The 17375-nt window shown below is 71.0% G+C and carries 17 protein-coding genes and 2 pseudogenes; 14 read left to right on the top strand and 5 right to left on the bottom strand.

The window, feature by feature from the left end; translation table 11 throughout:
* Window positions 1–467: 467 nt before the first annotated feature.
* Window positions 468–1115, bottom strand: a complete 648-nt coding sequence (locus ACLIN4_RS00670) for a dihydrofolate reductase family protein (RefSeq protein ID WP_107478130.1) — start codon at window positions 1113–1115, stop codon at window positions 468–470.
* A gap of 384 nt (window positions 1116–1499) precedes the next feature.
* Between ACLIN4_RS00670 and ACLIN4_RS00665 the strand changes: the two genes are divergently transcribed.
* The 3 genes from ACLIN4_RS00665 (at window position 1500) to ACLIN4_RS00655 (ending at window position 3235) form a co-directional block, all read left to right on the top strand.
* Entirely contained in the window at window positions 1500–2357 is an 858-nt protein-coding gene (locus tag ACLIN4_RS00665; RefSeq protein WP_411575368.1) for a MerR family transcriptional regulator, read from the top strand.
* A 185-nt stretch (window positions 2358–2542) separates the two neighbouring features.
* On the top strand, window positions 2543–2902 hold the full coding sequence (locus ACLIN4_RS00660; RefSeq protein WP_289909264.1) for a hypothetical protein: 360 nt from the start codon (window positions 2543–2545) through the stop codon (window positions 2900–2902).
* Between the two features lie 75 nt (window positions 2903–2977).
* Entirely contained in the window at window positions 2978–3235 is a 258-nt protein-coding gene (locus ACLIN4_RS00655; RefSeq protein WP_107478132.1) for an SMI1/KNR4 family protein, read from the top strand.
* Here ACLIN4_RS00655 and ACLIN4_RS00650 read toward each other — a convergent pair.
* The gene (locus ACLIN4_RS00650; RefSeq protein ID WP_179342486.1) at window positions 3230–3418 is read right to left on the bottom strand and encodes a hypothetical protein; all 189 of its coding nucleotides are present in this window, start codon (window positions 3416–3418) and stop codon (window positions 3230–3232) included. The genes ACLIN4_RS00655 and ACLIN4_RS00650 overlap by 6 nt on opposite strands.
* Here ACLIN4_RS00650 and ACLIN4_RS00645 point away from each other — a divergent pair.
* From ACLIN4_RS00645 to ACLIN4_RS00605, 9 genes and pseudogenes are all read left to right on the top strand, one after another.
* A pseudogene (locus ACLIN4_RS00645) lies at window positions 3327–3919 on the top strand (hypothetical protein). The gene ACLIN4_RS00650 and the pseudogene ACLIN4_RS00645 overlap by 92 nt on opposite strands.
* A 17-nt stretch (window positions 3920–3936) precedes the next feature.
* Window positions 3937–4914, top strand: a complete 978-nt coding sequence (locus tag ACLIN4_RS00640; protein ID WP_382087098.1) for an ABC transporter substrate-binding protein — start codon at window positions 3937–3939, stop codon at window positions 4912–4914.
* 104 nt (window positions 4915–5018) lie between these two features.
* On the top strand, window positions 5019–6161 hold the full coding sequence (locus ACLIN4_RS00635; protein WP_411576717.1) for a FecCD family ABC transporter permease: 1143 nt from the start codon (window positions 5019–5021) through the stop codon (window positions 6159–6161).
* Window positions 6162–6214: 53 nt separating this feature from the next.
* A complete protein-coding gene (locus ACLIN4_RS00630) occupies window positions 6215–7165 on the top strand; it encodes a FecCD family ABC transporter permease (protein WP_411576716.1) in 951 nt (316 codons plus the stop codon).
* A 20-nt stretch (window positions 7166–7185) separates the two neighbouring features.
* Window positions 7186–8007: an ABC transporter ATP-binding protein gene (locus tag ACLIN4_RS00625; RefSeq protein WP_411575367.1), complete on the top strand. Its 822-nt coding sequence runs from the start codon at window positions 7186–7188 to the stop codon at window positions 8005–8007.
* A 267-nt stretch (window positions 8008–8274) separates the two neighbouring features.
* Complete coding sequence (locus ACLIN4_RS00620; protein ID WP_411575366.1) at window positions 8275–10014, top strand: ABC transporter ATP-binding protein/permease; 1740 nt, start codon at window positions 8275–8277, stop codon at window positions 10012–10014.
* On the top strand, window positions 10011–11849 hold the full coding sequence (locus ACLIN4_RS00615) for an ABC transporter ATP-binding protein (protein WP_411575365.1): 1839 nt from the start codon (window positions 10011–10013) through the stop codon (window positions 11847–11849). The genes ACLIN4_RS00620 and ACLIN4_RS00615 overlap by 4 nt, the downstream gene beginning before the upstream one ends.
* 304 nt (window positions 11850–12153) lie before the next feature.
* Entirely contained in the window at window positions 12154–12321 is a 168-nt protein-coding gene (locus ACLIN4_RS00610) for a hypothetical protein (RefSeq protein WP_179342488.1), read from the top strand.
* Between the two features lie 416 nt (window positions 12322–12737).
* The gene (locus ACLIN4_RS00605; protein ID WP_257101645.1) at window positions 12738–13430 is read left to right on the top strand and encodes a hypothetical protein; all 693 of its coding nucleotides are present in this window, start codon (window positions 12738–12740) and stop codon (window positions 13428–13430) included.
* Between the two features lie 58 nt (window positions 13431–13488).
* On the opposite strand, the gene ACLIN4_RS00600 is transcribed toward ACLIN4_RS00605, so the two are convergent.
* Complete coding sequence (locus ACLIN4_RS00600; RefSeq protein ID WP_307653459.1) at window positions 13489–14481, bottom strand: AraC family transcriptional regulator; 993 nt, start codon at window positions 14479–14481, stop codon at window positions 13489–13491.
* 361 nt (window positions 14482–14842) lie between these two features.
* Between ACLIN4_RS00600 and ACLIN4_RS00595 the strand changes: the two genes are divergently transcribed.
* A complete protein-coding gene (locus ACLIN4_RS00595) occupies window positions 14843–15442 on the top strand; it encodes an NAD(P)H-dependent oxidoreductase (RefSeq protein WP_107478136.1) in 600 nt (199 codons plus the stop codon).
* Window positions 15443–15467: 25 nt separating this feature from the next.
* On the opposite strand, the pseudogene ACLIN4_RS00590 reads toward ACLIN4_RS00595, so the two are convergent.
* Window positions 15468–15873 (bottom strand): annotated as a pseudogene (locus ACLIN4_RS00590) (MFS transporter); the annotation flags it as partial.
* Between the two features lie 284 nt (window positions 15874–16157).
* On the opposite strand from ACLIN4_RS00590, the gene ACLIN4_RS00585 reads away from it, so the two are divergent.
* Window positions 16158–16694, top strand: a complete 537-nt coding sequence (locus ACLIN4_RS00585) for a GNAT family N-acetyltransferase (protein WP_289909255.1) — start codon at window positions 16158–16160, stop codon at window positions 16692–16694.
* Here ACLIN4_RS00585 and ACLIN4_RS00580 read toward each other — a convergent pair.
* Window positions 16666–17025: a helix-turn-helix domain-containing protein gene (locus tag ACLIN4_RS00580; RefSeq protein WP_257101647.1), complete on the bottom strand. Its 360-nt coding sequence runs from the start codon at window positions 17023–17025 to the stop codon at window positions 16666–16668. The two genes, ACLIN4_RS00585 and ACLIN4_RS00580, sit on opposite strands and share 29 nt — an antisense overlap.
* Between the last annotated feature and the right edge of the window lie 350 nt (window positions 17026–17375).

Genomic DNA, 17375 nt, shown 5'->3' with positions numbered 1-17375 from the left:
ACAGCCGTCAACCCTCCGAGTGCACCGAGGAGCGCGTTCGAACCGAGGACGCCGCCACGCGCCCTGTAGATCTGCCGCTGTGCCTGTCACTGCTTTTGCCGAGGGGCAGGTAGGCGCCTGCCTGCCCTGTCCTCCGGACGAGGTCACAGCCGGCCCGACCCCTTTGGTTCGGCGGTGCCTCCGGTGTCGCAGGGATGGGGGAGTGGGAGCCCGTCCGGGCTGAGGCGGCGGGGCGCAGGGAGAGTGCGTCAAGAAGGGCTGGATGGACTCAGCAGGAAGCCAATGGGCTGGGTACCGACGACTCGGTTCCGCCGGGTCCATCCCCACGAGCGGGCAGCCCGCCTGAGCGGCGCGCCGGTCTCCCTCGGCCTCCGCACGCCGAGTCGCTCATCGACCGGAGCATGCGGTTGCCCGGCTGCTGGAGACCGGAGCCCGTGTTCGTCGGTGCCTGGACAGTTCTCAGTGCGTCACTTCCGCCAGAAGAGGTGGTGGACGACCCCGCTGGGGCTGGGCACCACGTCGAGGTGGAAGCGGTCGGTCAGCTCGTCCGGGGACTCCCACAGGCGGGCACCGGTGCCGAGCGTGATCGATGGGTTCACCACCACGTGCAGGGTGTCCACCAGGTCTGCCTCCAGGAAGGTGCGGATGGTCGTGGCGCCGCCGCCGACGCGGACGTCCTTGCCCTGGGCCGCTTCCTTCGCCCGCTCCATGACCTTGGCGGGGTCGTCGTCGGTGAAGTGGAAGGTCGTGTCCGACAAGGTGAAGGACGGGCGGGTGTGGTGGGTCATGACGAAGACCGGGGTGTGGAAGGGAGGCTCGTCGCCCCACCAGCCCTGCCACTCCTCGTTCTCCCAGGGGCCGCGCTGCGGGCCGAACTTGTTGCGGCCCATGATCTCGGCGCCGATGTTGTGGTCGTAGTCGCGGATGAAGTAGTCGTCCAATCCGCGGTTGCCGCCCGGCTCCGTCCGCATGTTCCAGCTGGCCGTGGTGCCGGCCCAGCTCATCAAGCTCATCGGATCGGCGTGGCCGAAGGGGCGCTCCAGACTCTGTCCCTCGCCCGCGCCGAATCCATCGCTCGAGACGGTGAAGTTCTGGACCCGCAGCAACTGCGTCATGGTGCTACCTGCTCCCGTTCGGTGATCTCTGATCATCGCTGTCGGAAGGGTAGACCCCGGGGGCCGGGAAAAGTCATCGCAGCCGTGCTCGCAGCCACTTCAGTGACCTTGTCCATCCGCTCCGGGCTGGGATCCCAAAGCAGCCAGTCAGCCTCCGCCGACTTGAGCATCGCTGCTCCGCAGGGCTGGTGTGACTGTGTTCCGGGGTGCTCGTGCTGGTCGGGCTGGCCGAGCGCGGCTGGCTTCGGGGACTGCCCGACGGCCGGTGCACGCCCCTTGTCGGTGCGGGGAGCGCGGGGCGCGCCTACGGGCGCGGGGTTTGCATGTGCCGTAGCGGCATGTGGTCCAGTAGGCGGCGAGCACGACGTTGAGAGGTTCCCACGCATGCCCCTTCCTTCGATTCCACGCCGGGTCAAGATCGGCGATGCCGCCGCGTTCGCCGGGACCACACCCCGCGCGATCCGCCACTACCACGCCATCGGGCTCCTCCCCGAGCCCGAACGCGGCAGCGACGACCGCCGTCGCTACGGATACGACGACATGATCCGCCTGCTGTGGATCCGCAGGATGGCTGATGCGGGTGTCTCCCTGGACGACATCCGGGCCGGCTTCGAAGGCGGCACCGGCATCGAGCAGTCCCTGGCTCGGCTGGAGGAGTCCCTCGCCTCCAAGGCGGCCGCCATCGAAGCCCAGCGGGTCGCCGTGCACCGTCTCCGCGAGGTGGGCAGCCCCCTGGGCCTGCTCTCACCGCTGGTCAGCGGCCGCCTGCGTGCTCTGCCGCCCGGGTTCCTGCGCCCGGCCGATCTCGACACCCTTCTGGTCACGGAGCGTGTCTTCGGCTCCCTGGGCGCGGCCGTCCAGGCCAACCGGTTCATCGTCCTGGCCACCCACCCCGAGCTGCGGGCCGAGGAAGAACGCCTGGCCGAGGCCGAGGCGGCCCTGGACGACACCATGTCCCCCGACGACCCCCGCATCGAAAACCTGGCCGCCCGGCGGTGTGCCCATGAGACGGCCCTGGGCGCCACCATCGACAGGTCCGGTCTGGACGAGGCCCTCGACGTCCTCCTGGACCAGGAGGACGAGCACGCCGACGCGGAGGAGGGCGAGGCGAGGATGAGCCCGATGGAGGCCATCGGGAAGATGCCGTACGACTTCTCCCCGGCCCGCGTCCGGTACGAGGAACGTGTCGTCGAACTGCTTCACTCAGCCGGCCAGGACGGCGACACCCCCCGGACCCGCTGACTGGAACGGGCACTCGGGGCGAGCCCGGCAAGAGCAACCCGGAATGAGTGCGGCACGACGGCAACCACGGTCCTGGCCGCCCGCTCGTCTACCAGTCCCGTCTGTCACTCCCCACGCGCGCCCTCGACGAGGGTGCCGCCGACGCGGGCATGACGATCACCACGCGAGTGGTGAACACTGGATAGATGCGACCTCACGCCCCCGGCGGACTCCTGTTCGTAGCGCTCGGTCTCATCCTCGTCGCCGCCGGCTACGTCTGGAGGGGGCGTGTCCTGCGTCCCCTCTCGGTGAAACGGGCCCAGGCAGCCGTCGTCCGGGACCGTTCCAGAAACCTGCTGCGTTCTGCGGACATGGCAATCGCCGAAGCGCGCCGCCGGGCCGCACATGACGAACCGGCCATCGTCACGGTCGGAGACGTGACCAGGGTGGCGCGCCAGCACTACGGGTACCTCGTCGTGGAGCGCGAAGAAGCAGCTGCCGCCCTCCGCCGTCGCTACGAGGCCTCCGACTGCTGGGTGGACTGCGTGACCGACGCCTTCAACTGACTGCCGCAATACGGCAGCCCTGTCCGGCCGGCCACGAGTCGCGCTCACATCGGCCGTCGCGACAGCCAGTCGTCCTTGCTGGACACGGCCTATCTGGTCGAGGAGTGGGGTCTTCCGTCACCTCTGGTTCTGCTCTCCGGTGATGGCCACTGCTGGATCGCTCTCGACTATCGGGTGTGCGGGAAGGGCGGGGAGCCGTCCGTGACGTGGTTCGACGTGGACGGCAACACGGAGCTCCCGCTGGCCGCGGACTTCCAGACGTTCATCGAGCGGCTGACTGCGGCCACCTCGCTCGACCTCGATGACTCGGACGGTAACCGGTCGGCGTCATGATCTGGCTCTGGTCGAGCCCGTCGTGTTCGGGGTGTTGGTGCTCATGAGGTGCCTGTAGATCTCGCGGGCGACGAACCTCCTGAGACGCCGCATGGCCGCCGCGTCCGTGACGCGGACCGTGCTGACGGAGACCATCGACGCCGCGAGAAGCGCAGCTGCCGAGGAGGCCAGGAAGAGACTCATGCCCAAGGCCTGTTCCCGGCGATCAACCCATAACGTCGAGGTGGAGTTGGGATCGGCCTGGTACCTGCGCAGTCCGACCTTCCACGGCCTGCTGGGCGAGGTACGCAACGCCGACGGTGCGCTCGTGTCTCCTCGTGAGCGCGGCGGGGCGCGCGCACCGAGTGGTGTGGCCGGCGCCCACCGCTTCGAGGCCGGTGTGAGAAGGCTGCTGAGGGGCCGGGGGGCGCGGGCGGTCCCGGCGATGGTCCGCGACCTGGACGGAATCGCGAGCGTGTTTCTGACCGCTCTGGCCCGGGACCGGCGGACTTCGCCAGGGGTGCGGTCATGGTCGTCCCGAGGGCGGGGGTCGAACGTTCCGGTTCCGTCACCTCGGTGACGTCGGGTGAGGGGAAATCCCCGCCGTGGGGGAGTGGAGAGAGCCGCTGGCAGCGGACCTCGGCCCCCAGGAAGCAATGGGTGAAAACGATTATCATGTATGTTCTACGCGTTCCCGGTACTTGAGAGAAGCGAGGGCATCGATGCTGCGCTCACGGTCGAGATTCGTCCGCAGTTGGATCACCGCAGCGGTGGTGGGTTCCGTCCTGGTCGGCTGCGGCTCGTCCTCCGAAGAACCCGCGAGTGACAAGGCCAAGCCCGCGGCGAAGACCGAGGTCACCGTCGAACCCATCAAGGCGGCGACGGAGTTGACCGACACGAACGGCACCAAGATCTCGCTGAAGAAGGAACCCGAGCGCATCGTCTGCCTGTTCGGACTCTGTGACGACATCCTGACCGAACTCGGCATCGTCCCCACGGCCACCAACAACGCGCTGCTGGCGCACCCGGACTTCCTGGGGGAGGAGAAGGCCAAGGAAGTCGACGTCATCCCCGGCGGCTTCATCGCCCCGGAGGTGGAAGCGATCCTCTCCCACAAGCCCGATCTCGTGATCGGACTGGGCGACACTCACGGCAAGCTCGCCCCGGCGCTCAAGGGCGCGACCACGTTCTGGGCCATGCAGCCCGAGACGTGGGAAGACAGCGTGGGGTATCTGCGCAACGTCGCCGCGCTCACCGGCCGGACCGCCGAGGGGGAGAAGGCCGAGAAGACCTTCCGGACCAAGCTCGCCGCGGCCGAGAAGACCCCGAGCGAGAAGACCGCTCTCGTCATCTACGGCAGTGACGAGAACTTCGGCGTCGCCACCTCGGAGGGCGACGTGGCCGCCAGCCTCTTCCCCAAGATCGCGGACTATCCGTGGAAGTCGCGCGGCGTGGAGGGCAGTTACAGCCTCGAGGAGATCCTCGCCCAGGGTGTCGACGTGCTGTTCGTCGAGACGATGAGCTTCGGCGAGGCGGACGGCAAGCTGTCGGAGAAGCTGGCCGAGAACCCCCTCTGGGGCAAGATCCCGGCAGTGAAGAACGGCGATGTCCACGAGGTGAACTCAGAGGTGTGGGCGAAGGGGCGCGGCACCCGCTCGCTGGGCATCGTCCTCGACGAGGCCACGGCCGCGCTGCGGTGAGGACGTCCCTCTCGGCGCCCGCCGCGGCGGAACCCGTCGCGGCGGGCGGACAACGGCCCTCGGGCGGCGCACGCAGGTGGCAACCGCTCCTGGTCGTCGTACTCCTGGCTTCCTGCTCGGTGTGCGCGCTCAGCCTCGGCACCCCCTACGTCCCCCCGCACCGGCTGCTCGCCTCCGCGCTGGACGGGGACACCACCCTCGCCGGAATCGTCGTCACCGAACTCCGCGTGCCCCGCTTGGTGCTGGCGCTGATCGCCGGGGCCTGTCTGGGCGCGGCCGGCCTGGTGCTCCAGGAGGCCCTGCGCAATCCCCTGGCGGTGCCGGAGATGCTGGGCGTGTCGTCCGGGGCCGCGCTGGGAGTGGCCGCGCCGCTGGTGCTGACCCTGTCGCTGCCCGCCGCCGTTCAGCCCCTGCTGGCCATCGGCGGGGCCGCGCTCGGCGGCGGGCTCACGCTGCTCGCCGCCGGACTGGGTCGCAGTCCGTCCGCCGTGCTGCTGACCGGTGCCGCGGTGGCCGCCGCGTTGCAGGCCGCGCTGCTCGTCCTGATGGTCATGGCCGATCAGCTGGATCTCCAGCTGATCTACCGCTACCTGCTCGGCTCGCTCTCCGCCCGGACCTGGGACGACGTTACGGGCCTGTGGCCGTGGCTGCTCGTCGCCGTGCCCGCCCTGGTGCTCTGCGCCCCGGTACTGTCGGTGATGCGGCTGGGCGACGAGGACGCCGAGGCGTTGGGCGTGCGCGCCCAACGGGCACGGCTGGCCGCGCTGGCCATCGCCGTATTCCTGATCGCCCCGGTGACGGCCGTGTGCGGGCCCGTCGCATGGGTGGGGTTCCTCGCGCCGCACCTGGCCCGGTGGTTCCAGCCTGCCGCGGGAGCCGTGCGTTGGCTTCCCTGGTCCGCCGCTTGGGGTGCCGTCGTCGTGGTGGTCGCCGATGTCCCGGCCAGGCTGGCGCTGGCGCCCGTGGAGACGCCGGCCGGTGCCTGGACGGCCCTGCTGGGTGTGCCGGCCGGCGTCGCGCTGATGCGGTCGGGAGGCCGCGGCCGGAGGGCCCGGCGCCGACCGGCCGCGTCGGCCGGCGCGCGCGAGCCGCTGTACGGATCGAAGAGGACGGCCTCAGGCGCGGCGGACGAAGTCCCCCGCGCCGGGGCATGGCCCGAGGCGCGCGGAGGCGAACCCGGGCGCGGCGGTCCCGGCGGTGCCGTCCCGCCCGTTTCCGGGGCCGCCGGAACGGAGGACACACGGTGACCCGGCGATTCACGGCGCTCGCGGCACTGGCCGTGGTATGCGCCGCTGTGGAAATGGTGGCCGGGCGCGGCATGTCCCCGGGCGTCGCGTGGGACGTGCTGAACGGGGGTGGGGACGCGACGGAACGCCACATCCTCTTCCACTTGCGCCTGCCCAGAATGCTGGTGTCCCTCGGTGCGGGGGCGTGCCTGGCCGTGGCCGGGCTGGTCCTGCAGTCCGCGCTGCGTAATCCCCTCGCCGGCCCCGAGGTGACGGGCGTGACGCCGGGGGCCGTGCTCGGCGCCGTCGCCGCGACGGCCCTGGGACTCGCCGGGTGGGACTCGCCCCTGGCCGTGGTCCTCGCCGCGTGCGCGGGAGGGTGCGGTGGAGCGGCGCTGCTGTGGCTGCTCGCCGGCCGCGGCCGCGGTGACCCCGCGCAGACCGCCGTCCACGGCGTACTCGTGTCGGCGGTGCTGGGCGGGCTCACCGCCATGGTGCTCCTCGTGGAGCCCGGCGGACTCGGCAGCGTCGTCCAGTGGCTGGTGGGCACCACGGAGGGCCGGGTGTGGCAGCACTGGCACCTGCTGTGGCCGTGGGCACTGGCCTGGGGAGCCGTGGCCTGGCTGCTGGCCGGCCCGCTGACCCTGCTGCGCTGCGGGGACGACATCGCCCTCTCCGCCGGCCTCGCCGCCCGGCGGGCCCGGACCCTCGCCCTGCTGTGCGCGGTGGCGTTGACGGCGGGCGCGGTGGCCGCCGTCGGGGCGCTGGGCTTCGTGGGGCTGCTCGTCCCGCACCTGGCCGTGGCCGTCTTCGGCGCGGACCTGCGGGTGAGTCTTCCGGGCGCCGCCCTGCTGGGTGCGGTCGTGGTGTGCGGGGCGGACGCGGTCGCGCAGGTGTCCTCACGGCTGCTGGCGGCGACGTTGGACGCCGGGCGCCTCACTCTGCCGGTCGGGGCGCTCACCGCTTGCCTCGGTGCGGCGCTGCTGCTCGTCGTCGTGCGCCGCACGCCGAGCCGTACCTTCTGAAGTCGAATCGAGGACAGAGCATGACCGAGTCCGTGGGGATCCACGTCGAGGGGGTCCACTTCGGCTACCCCGCACGTCCCGTGCTGCGAGGCGTCGACATGACGGTCCGGCCGGGCGAACTGACCGCTCTCATCGGCCTGAACGGCTGCGGGAAATCGACTCTGCTGCGGCTGGCGGCCGGGCTGCTCATCCCCGACAAGGGGCGCGTGCTGCTCGGTGGGGACGACGTCACCCGGCTCTCGCGGCGGGACACGGCCCGGCGAGTGGCGCTGCTGCACCAGGCCGCACCTGCCGTACCGGGCATGACGGTGCGTCACCTCGTCCGCCAGGGGCGGTACGCCGCACGCGGCCCCCTTGGCATGCTGCGCGACGCCGACGATCCGGTCGTGCGCCGGGCGTTGCGGGACGTCGGCGTGGAACAGTGGGCCGACCGCGACGTCGACGCGCTGTCGGGCGGGGAGCGGCAGCGGGTACGGCTGGCGATGGCCCTCGCCCAGGACACCCGCGTCCTGCTGCTCGACGAGCCGACCACCTATCTGGACCTGCACCACCAGCTCGGCGTGCTGCAGACGGTGGTCCGCCTGCGCGAGGAGCGAGGTCTGACCGTGGTGATGGTGCTGCACGACCTGGCCCACGCCGCCCGGTTCGCGGAACGCATCGTCGCCCTGCGCGACGGCCGCGTGCTCGCCGACGGGCCGCCGAAGGAGGTGGTCACGCCGGGGTTGCTGGCGGACGTGCTGAGGGTGTCCGGCCGGGTCGGCAGGGATCCGGAGGGGGGCTGGCCGGTGTGTTACCCGGATCACCCTCTCCCCGTTCTGGAATATGAAAATCACGTTCGTTAGTGTGTGGCGCGGCGCGCAAGCGAGGTCCCGGCTCCCACGACCGTGGGCCCGCCATAGTTTTCCGGGCGGGCCCACTCCCGTCGTCAGAGAATCGCCGCCGTGTCCCGCACCACCCCCTGAGGACGAGAACGGATCACCGGTGGGCGCGGCGGGCCTGCCCGACGTGCCCTGCGCGGACATGAGCACCTGGACGGACCGGTGCCGGACTGAGGCATGCACGAACAGGCCCTCGGTATCCGCCCGTCGCGCCGACGAGGAGAACCCCACATGATCGTCCACCCCGAGCTGCGCCGCGCGGCCCGTCGGGCACGCCGCCCCCTGCTCACGGCCACCTTGCTGCAGGGCGCCGTCACCCTCACCCACTTGGCACAGGCCGTACTCCTGGCCCTCGCACTCGCCCGCCTGGCCCGCGGCGACACCGGCGGGCTTCCGTGGCTGCTGGGCACGGTGCTCGCCGTCGTCGCCGCCCGCGCCGGACTCGGCATCTGGCAGCGGCGCACCGCCACCCGCGCCGGGGCCGAGGTGAGAGTGGCACTGCGGGACGAACTCCTCACCCAGCTCGGACGGCTGGGACCCGCACACCTGACCACCGCGCGCGCCGGCGCCGTCCGCACCACCCTCGTCGAGGGCGTCGAGGGCGTCGACGCGTACGTCTCCCGCTACCTGCCCCAACTGCTGATCACCCTCACGGTGCCTCCCCTGGTACTCGCCGGCCTGCTAGCGGTGGAACCGGTGGCCCTCCTCGCTCTCGCCCCCGCCCTGCTGCTCGCCCTGTTCGGCCCGCGCGCCTGGGACCGGCTCCTCGCCCACCGCGGAAAGGAACACTGGGACACGTACGAAGCACTGGGCGCCGACTACCTGGAGGCACTGCAGGGCATGCCCGCCCTGCGCGCCGCCGGCGCGGTCGGCCGTACCCGCGCACGCCTGGAGAAGCGCTCGGCGGCGCTGCACCGGGCGACCGTCGCCAAACTGCGCGTGTCCCTGGTCGACACCGGCATCACGGACCTCGCCATCCAGGGCGGCACCGCCGCCGCCGCGCTCCTCGTCTGCTGGTCGGCCGTCACCGGCTCCACCACGGCCACCGGCACCTATCTGGTGCTGCTGCTGGCCTCCGAATGCTTCCGGCCGGTGCGTGACCTGGCCCGCGAGTGGCACGCCGGATACCTGGGAGCGTCGGCCGCCGACGGACTCGCGGCCCTGCGCACCGCCGAGCCGACCGTCCCCGACACCGGCACGGACGCGGCGAGTTGGCAGGCGCCACCCGAACTGAGCTTCCACAACGTCCACTTCACCTACGACGGCGCGCCGGCACCCGCCCTGGACGGCGTCACCTTCACCGCGCAGGCGGGCCGGACTACCGCGATCGTCGGCCCGTCCGGCGCGGGCAAATCCACGCTGCTGGCCCTGCTTCTGCGCCACAATGACCCGCAAGAGGGCCGGATCACCCTCGACGGGCGTCCCACGACCCACTTCGCGCTCGACGCGCTGCGCCGGGGCATCGCCGTCGTCTCGCAGGAGACGTACCTCTTCCACGTCACCATCGCCGACAACCTGCGTCTGGCCCGGCCGGACGCCACCGACGACGACCTGATCCGGGCGGCGCGGGTCGCCGGGATCCACGACGAGATCACCGCTCTCCCGGACGGTTACGCCACCGTCCTCGGCGAACGCGGCGCCACCCTCTCCGGCGGACAGCGCCAGCGTCTCGCCCTCGCCCGCGCCCTGCTCGCCGACGCCCCGGTCCTCGTCCTCGACGAGGCCACCAGCTCGGTCGACGAACGCCGAGAGGCGGACATCGTCCGGGACCTCCTGAACGCCGTGACGGGCCGCACCGTCCTGGTGGTCGCCCACCGGCTCGCGGCCGTCCGGCACGCCGACCGCATCGTCGTCCTCGACGCGGGGCGGGTGGACGCCGTCGGCGAGCACGCCGACCTGATCGGGGCCGGGGGCGTCTACACACGGCTCGTCGAGGCGGGCCACGCCCACCGAGGAGAACACGCCGCATGAGCACCGCAACCCCCACTGACACCGCCGCGACCGACACCGCCGCGACCGACACCGCCGCGACCGACACCGCCCCGACCGACACCGCCCCGACCGACGCCGCCACGACTGACACGGACGTGCCCGCGCGGGGCTCACTGCGCGCCCTGCTCCCGGCCCTCGCCGGCCACCGCGCCATGGCGGTCCGCACCTGCGCCGCCGCCCTCCTCGAACAGGGCTCCCTCGTCGCACTGCTGACCCTGGCCGCGCACACCGTGGGAACGGCCGTCATCGAAGGCCACACTCCCTCCTTTGCCACCACCACCGCGCTCGTCACCCTGGTCGTCGTACGCGTCCTGATGACCTGGCGCGAGATGGACCTCTCCCACGACCTCGCCTACCGAGTACTGGCCGCCCTGCGCGTCCGCGTCTTCGACGGCCTCGCCCGCAGCGCGCCGGCCCGCGTCGCGGGCCGGCGCAGCGGAGACCTCGCCGCCACGGCCATGGCCGACGTGGAGGCCCTGGAGTTCTTCTACGCCCACACCATCGCCCAACTGCTGGCGACGAGCACGGTCTTCACGGGCGGTTCCGTGGTCCTCGCCCGCGTGGAGCCGTGGCTGCTGGCAGCCGTGCTGCCGGTCGCGGCTCTGCTCGCCGCCGCGCCCTTCGCCGACGCACGCGGACGCGCGGTGCGCGGCAGCCGCACCCGGAGCGCGATCGCGGGGCTGTCGGCCGACACGGTGGAGACCGTCGACGGACTGCGCGAGCTGATCGCCTTCGGTGCTCTGACGGAACGCCGCCGCCGGCTCGCCGAACGGGGGCGACAGGTGGGGGAGGCCCAGCGGGCCGAGGCCACCCGGGAGGCCGTCGCCGGCGCGGTCCGGGACCTCCTCATCGTGGCCGCGGTCCTCGGCGTGGTCACCGCGGCCGCGCACTCCGTGACCTCGGGACGCCTGGACGGCGCATGGGCTCCGACGGCGATGGCCCTGGCCCTGTCCGTCCTCGGTCCGGTCGCGGAGTCGGCCCGGTCCCTGAGCCAGGCCGTGGCCCTGCGCGCCGCCGCCGCCCGCGTCCACGCGGCCGTCCAGGCTCCCGCTCTCGCCCCGCCACCCACTGCGCCCCGCGCCCTGCCGCCCGGCCCGCTGGGTGTCCGGCTGCACCGGGTGAGGTTCGACTACGGCGGCGGGCCCGTCCTGGACGGCGTCGAGCTGACCGTCCCCCCGGGGCAGACGCTCGCGCTCGTGGGCACCTCGGGCGCCGGCAAGTCGACGTGCGCCCACCTGCTGGCCAGGTTCTGGGACCCGTCCGAGGGAGCGGTCCAACTGGTGTCCGCCGACGCCGACCCCGTGGACGTGCGGGACGTGAGCGACGTGGAACTGCGGTGCGCGGTCGTACTCGTGGGACAGGAGACACCCCTCTTCCACGGCACGCTCGCCGAGAACCTGCGGCTCGCCGCGCCCGAGGCGGACGACGACCTGCTCGCCGATACTGCCCGCCTGTGCGGCATCGACCGGATCGCCCCGATGGACACCCTCGTCGGCGAGCGCGGTACGACGCTCTCGGGAGGCCAACGAGCCCGCGTCGCCCTCGCCCGAGCACTGCTGGTCCGCCCGAGAGTCCTCATCCTCGACGAGTCCACCGCCCACCTCGACAACACCGGCGACGCCCAACTCGCCGCCGCACTGCGCGAGGAGGGCCGTACCACGCTCGTCATCGCACACCGGCCGGCCACCATCCGCCGGGCCGACCGCATCGCCGTACTCGAGAAGGGCCGTATCACGGAACAGGGAACCTGGGAGGAACTCACGAACCGCCCCGACAGCGCCCTGAACCACATCCTCGCCATCACTCGGTCCTGAGGACGCCGGAAGGCGACCCGACCCTCGACGACGGGACCAGGACACGAACGACAGCGGGCTCCCGTGGGCGAGCATCGCGAGGAACCGGCGCACCGCGCCCGCACCGGAATCACGAGGCCGATCGCTCACCACACGCATGGGCCAGCGCAGTCTTCACAGCGTCGCCGGTTGGGCAGAGGCTGGCCGCAGGCGGCGCAGATGCTGGTCCAGTATCGCCGCCCACCGCACCAACTCGGCCTCCGGTGCGGTGGCATGCAGGTTCGACGCCCAGTGGCCCGTCGGAGCTGTCTGGACGCCCGGCCACGTGTCTCTCGATCTGGGCACGGATGATCAGGTCGTCACCGAAGAGGCGCGCGGCCGGTCCGAGCGGTTCACCGTCGCGTCGGGAGAGGAGATCGCCGCGGCCGCACCGGGAATTCACTATCGGCCCGCCCGGACGGGTCGCATGACATCCGCGCCGTGGGGTGTGTGAGGAACGTCTGACACCAACAAGGGCTGTTGATCGTCTACATCAGTGCCACGTCGTTGAGGCCGGGTGCGCCGCGTGGTGCACCCCGGCCCCGTCCCTGTTGTGAGAACTGTGTCCTCTGCTGAACCTTCCGACTCGCCCGCGCACCGGCCCGATGGGGTGGACTGCGCCCGACTGGGGCGGGCTCGTCATCTTCTGCTGCTTTCAGGCGCTCCACCTGGAAGACCCGTACGAGGGCCGGCGCCGGGACGGCCCGATGAGTGCAGGCCACGCTCCCAGCGGGTGCGCTGGTGCCCTGCCCCGCGTGCACAACGTCACGGAGGCCGCCCAGGCCCCCGTGACACCCCCGCACATTGCCGCGTCGGAGCCGCCTACACCGCAGTCTCCGCATTCGTCCCCGCCCAGGAGCCCTGATCCACGTGCGAACAACGCTTACTGACCGCCTGACGAGTGGCCCTGTCGCCGCGTTCCTCGCCCTGGCAGGAGTCGCCGCAGGCGTCCTGGTCGGCCACGGCGGCCTCGACACGGTGGTCGGCTGCGGAATCCCCAGCGATAGTCATCCCTCCCGGACAGCGGAGGACTGGATCACCAACGCCGATCACGTCGTCGTGGCCACACCCACGGCCGAACAGGACACCAATCGGCGCGACTTCACCGAGGGCCCCGTTCAGTACCGGACCGACCGAGCGGTGACGTTCCGCACGGACAAGATCCTCTGGTCTTCCGCACGTCCCCGGCAGCAGATCGGGCAGGACTTCGGCATGGTGAGCGCCGGCTGGAACGTCTACCGCGACAGCGGCGAGCGCACCAAGCGAACGACCGCTGCGGCTCCTCGTCTTGAACCCGGCCACACCTACCTCCTCGCGCTGCGCTGGGTCGCCGGTCAGTGGACAGCGCTCGGAGAAGGTGCCGCCGTCCCCTTCGACCATCAGACCGTCGGAGAAGGGGAATGGTGCGGACGCACCCTCAGCAAGGAAGACGTCGCTCGCGGCGAACGCTTCTCCCGCAAAGACGACCACAGCCTCGAGAAGGCGGTACACGGCCAGGGCGAACAGGCCGTCACCCGAGAGCTCGAACGGGCCAAGACCGAAGCGCAGGCACGACGGCGCTGATACACGGGGACGACGTTCCCATTGCTGCTGACTTCCTGCCGGTCGAAGCGCCTGCAGTTCATCTGGTCGGGACAGATGCCCGGGTACTTGTCATGGGGGTGCCGGCCGGATGCGGGGATGGGATCGTCGCAGCGCGCCGATACGCGCTGGGGCTGATGCCACGGGTTCGTTTGAACGCCGCGCTGAACGCGAACGCGTCGGAGTAGCCCACGGCACGGGCGATCTGCGCGACAGTCTCCGTCTCGCGCTCGGTCAGCAGGTCCGCCGCGAGCGTCATGCGCCAGTGGGTGAGGTAGGTCAGCGGCGGTTCGCCGACCAATTCGGTGAACCGCTTCGCCAGCGTGGCCCGCGACACCCCGGTCCGACTGGCCAGGGAGGCAACCGTCCACGGTGCTGCCGGGTCCTCGTGCAGCAGGCGCAGCGCGCCACCCACCACCGGGTCACGTCCGGCGGAGTACCAGCCCGGCGGAGTACCGCCGGGCCGGTCGAAATACTCACGCAGCGTGCACACCAGCATCCAGTCCAGCAGCCGGTCGAGGACGACTTGCTGGCCCGGCGTGTCGGCGGCGACCTCGGCGGCGAGATGGTCCCACACGGAGCCGGGCCCGCCGCCGGACTCCACGCGCAGTACGACGGGCAGCGCGTCCAGCAGCCTGCGACTGATCTCGCCGCGCACCGGATAGGCACCGACGACCAGGGTCGTCGTGTCCTCACCGCCGCTGCCGGCGTCGTGCCAGCCGAGCCGGTACCGGGTCCCGCCCTGCTCGGGCGTCGAGCAGAACGCGCCACACTCGACGGGTTCGGCCCGAGTGCCCACCTCGTCGACGAAGAGGAACGGGGCGGGGCCCCGCACGATCACCGTGTCGCCGACGCCCAGACGCTCGGGAGGGCGGCGCTCAGGCACGATCCAGCCGCCTCCGCGGAGGACGGTGCACAAGGTCAGCGGCGCGCCGTCCACGAAGTGCAGTGACCAGGGCGGGGTCAGGGTCGAACTGCCGAACAACGAGCCCTGGGCCCGCACTCCGCGCAGCAGGTCGCCGAAAGCATCCACCCGCAAAGAGTAGACGACTCAGACGATCACCCAGGTGATCTGGCTCATCACCTATGGAACCGTCCGGGATGCGCAGCGTTAACTCGCTGTCGTGAGCAACGACATCACCCTCGTCCTCGGCACGACGCGCAACACCGGACGAAGGGTGGCCGCCCGGATACGACTGCGCGACACGCCCGTACGCACCGCTCCTTGTTCGGTCTGGACATGCACTCGGCCGAGGACGCTGTACGCCGCTCGACGTCGAGTCCCGCGGGCCCAGTCGTGGCGCACTGGGCTCCGGGAGGCATAGCGCCGCACACCGTCCTGCACATCCCACCCACTTGTTCGACGTCCGTTCTTCACGTCACTGGAGCCATCAATGCATGCCTTGCTGGTCACCGCCAACCCCGACTGCCGGTCACTGACGCATCACGTGCTGGGAAGACTGGAGGCAGCGCTGCAGCCCGTTTCGGTCGAGATTGCCGACCTCGCCCAGGAGCGTTTCGACCCCCGGTTCACTCCGGCGGATCGTCGGGCGTATCACGACGGCGGCAACTACCCCGCTGACGTCATGGCTGAGCACCGTCGTCTCGAGCGCGCCACCGATCTCGTGTTGGTCTTCCCCGTCTACTGGTGGTCGATGCCTGCACTGTTGAAGGGGTGGATCGACCGTGTCTTCGTCAACGGCTGGGCCTTCGAACACTCTCCCGCTTCGGGCCTGCGGCCGAAACTGCAGAACCTCACCACACATCTCCTCCCCATCGCCGGTGCCGACTCCGGTGCGTACGAGCGCCACGGATACGAGAGCGCACTGCGCACGCAGATCGAGCACGGCATCATCGACTACTGCGGCAGCCGGCGCGGCCCCACAGCGTTCATCTACGAATCCGACCAGCTCACCGCCGAGACCACGGCGCGACATGTTGACCGTGCGGTGCGGACCATCAGCGAAGCCATCCATGCCCGCCTGACGGAATGAGACACCCCTTGCTGCTCCAGGAGTGCGACACGGTCGTCGCATGTCCGGTCGCCACGGTGACGGCCCGCACACCCTGTGCGCCAACTGCCAGCAGGTTTCCCATGAAGAGGAGCCGGCTGCGGGACAAGCGGTCAGCGAACAGGCCGCCTGCGAGCAGGAACACGATCGTAGGGACGGTGTTCGTGGCAAGCACCACACCCGAGAGACCCTGCTCCACCGCCCTGCTCAATGACCGCGTAGGCCAGGGCAAGAGGGGCCATCGCGGATCCCGTGGCCGAGATGAGGTCGGCAGCCACGAACCGCCGGAAAGCCGCGATCCTCAACAGCGCACGGATCAGCTTCGGTGACTCGTCGGCGATCTGCATGATCCTCTCAGGGCTCGTCGCAGCGAGCACCCTAGTGCCACTTCTGGCTCCCCGCCTCAGCCGCATGTGAGGAAGGGGGCTGGACCTTCCGTCCCTGTCGTCGCTGTGCGGGCGCTGCGGGCACGGCACGGCCGCCATCCTGCACCTTGTAGGCCCAGCCCCAGCCCAGCCCCCGTCCAAGTTCCAGCCGTGCCCCTGAGCACCAGGCCCGGAGACACGGCTACGGAACTTGATCGGGTGATGTCGGGTCGGTTCCTCGGAAGGTGATCGGTTGCTTCCAGCAGCCCTGCGGCGTGAGATATGCGCAGGGCGACGGACTGACCGGCCCAGCCACCGTAGGGTTGGTCGGCATGGCCGGCAGGCATCACGAAAAGCGGGTCCTCCCCGAGCTCACGACCGACGTCGCCGGATTGACGTTGCGGGTGCTCGCTGCTGAGCAAGCCGATGAGTACTACGCGCTCATCGACCGCAATCGGGAACATCTCACCCAGCACGGCGACTACCAGACGCTGGCCGCATCAAACTACGAAACGGCACGTGCCGAGCTGCTCAACGATCCCCAGCCGTCCCTCCGCTGCGGCATCGTCCTCCATGGCGCCCTCGTCGGCCGTGTTGACCTTGTGGCCGTCAATCCGCCCAAGTACGGCCTCGGATACTGGCTCGACCACGACGCCACGGGACATGGGTACGCCACGGCGGCCTGCCGTGTGCTGATCGAGTACGGAGCCACTGAACTGGGCGCCACCGACGTATTCGCGGGCGTCACCCACGGAAACGGCAAGAGCGGCGCCGTGCTGACCCGGCTCGGCTTCGAAGTCGCCGAGGTCTTCGAGACCTACACCCGATACCACCGGGCCCTCATCGCCCCGCCCAGTCAACTTCAGTAGCCTCAGTGGCGCGCAGCTGGTACATGATCTGAGCGACGAAACGTTCGGCGACGCCTCGCGGACCGACCGCTCCGCCCCGATCGAGATTCCCCGACCGAAGAACGCCACCGTCCTGGCCACAGGCGCTCGCCACGGCATGGAGGGTGGGCCGCGCCGTCACCCGGCCGGAGTGGGCGGACGTACGTCTCCGACGCGCCGTAGCGCGAACTGTGCTGAGCTTGGTCAGCTGCCGGTGCTCGGCTTTCCGGTATTCGCTGGGGGAGACGCCGTAGGCGCTCCGGAAGGCCCGGGTGAAGTGGGCTGGGGCCGTGAAACCGCAACGGGCCCCGATCGCCTGGCGCTACGCCGGGCGAACTGACGGTGAGCGCCGCATAGTTGACGCTCCGTGCCAAACAATGGGCTGCACCGGCGACAGCACACACCTGCCCGTCTTGGCACTCCGCAGTGAGCGGAGCAGGCGCCGTGACACGGTTCTGCCGACCCGTCTGCAACGCCGTGAGGAGTGCGGCGCAGGTCGCCTGGGAGGCGAAGGCGGCCGGCAGGCCGGCCCGGGCACAGCCGTAGCTGGCCGGCGCCGGCGATGCCGCTGCCACGCTCAGGGGCGGCGGAGAACAGGCGACGCTTCCCACCGGGAATCCGTCCTTGCTCGGCGGCCCCCGCCTTCAGTCTTTCGACGAACAG

The sequence above is a fragment of the Streptomyces mutabilis genome, from assembly GCF_046628145.1.
Lineage (GTDB): Bacteria > Actinomycetota > Actinomycetes > Streptomycetales > Streptomycetaceae > Streptomyces > Streptomyces mutabilis.
Note: the sequence above shows the minus strand (reverse complement) of the source record. Positions and strands in the feature narration are given on the sequence as shown.

Excerpts from the sequence above, each read along its gene's own strand:
- ACLIN4_RS00595 (WP_107478136.1), top strand. The coding sequence starts at position 14,843 with ATGCATGCCTTGCTGGTCACCGCCAACCCCGACTGCCGGTCACTGACG.
- ACLIN4_RS00625 (WP_411575367.1), top strand. The coding sequence starts at position 7,186 with ATGACCGAGTCCGTGGGGATCCACGTCGAGGGGGTCCACTTCGGCTAC.
- ACLIN4_RS00640 (WP_382087098.1), top strand. The coding sequence starts at position 3,937 with ATGCTGCGCTCACGGTCGAGATTCGTCCGCAGTTGGATCACCGCAGCG.
- ACLIN4_RS00650 (WP_179342486.1), bottom strand. The coding sequence starts at position 3,418 with ATGAGTCTCTTCCTGGCCTCCTCGGCAGCTGCGCTTCTCGCGGCGTCG.
- ACLIN4_RS00670 (WP_107478130.1), bottom strand. The coding sequence starts at position 1,115 with ATGACGCAGTTGCTGCGGGTCCAGAACTTCACCGTCTCGAGCGATGGA.
- ACLIN4_RS00630 (WP_411576716.1), top strand. The coding sequence starts at position 6,215 with ATGGTGGCCGGGCGCGGCATGTCCCCGGGCGTCGCGTGGGACGTGCTG.
- ACLIN4_RS00615 (WP_411575365.1), top strand. The coding sequence starts at position 10,011 with ATGAGCACCGCAACCCCCACTGACACCGCCGCGACCGACACCGCCGCG.
- ACLIN4_RS00660 (WP_289909264.1), top strand. The coding sequence starts at position 2,543 with ATGCGACCTCACGCCCCCGGCGGACTCCTGTTCGTAGCGCTCGGTCTC.
- ACLIN4_RS00665 (WP_411575368.1), top strand. The coding sequence starts at position 1,500 with ATGCCCCTTCCTTCGATTCCACGCCGGGTCAAGATCGGCGATGCCGCC.
- ACLIN4_RS00585 (WP_289909255.1), top strand. The coding sequence starts at position 16,158 with ATGGCCGGCAGGCATCACGAAAAGCGGGTCCTCCCCGAGCTCACGACC.
- ACLIN4_RS00620 (WP_411575366.1), top strand. The coding sequence starts at position 8,275 with ATGATCGTCCACCCCGAGCTGCGCCGCGCGGCCCGTCGGGCACGCCGC.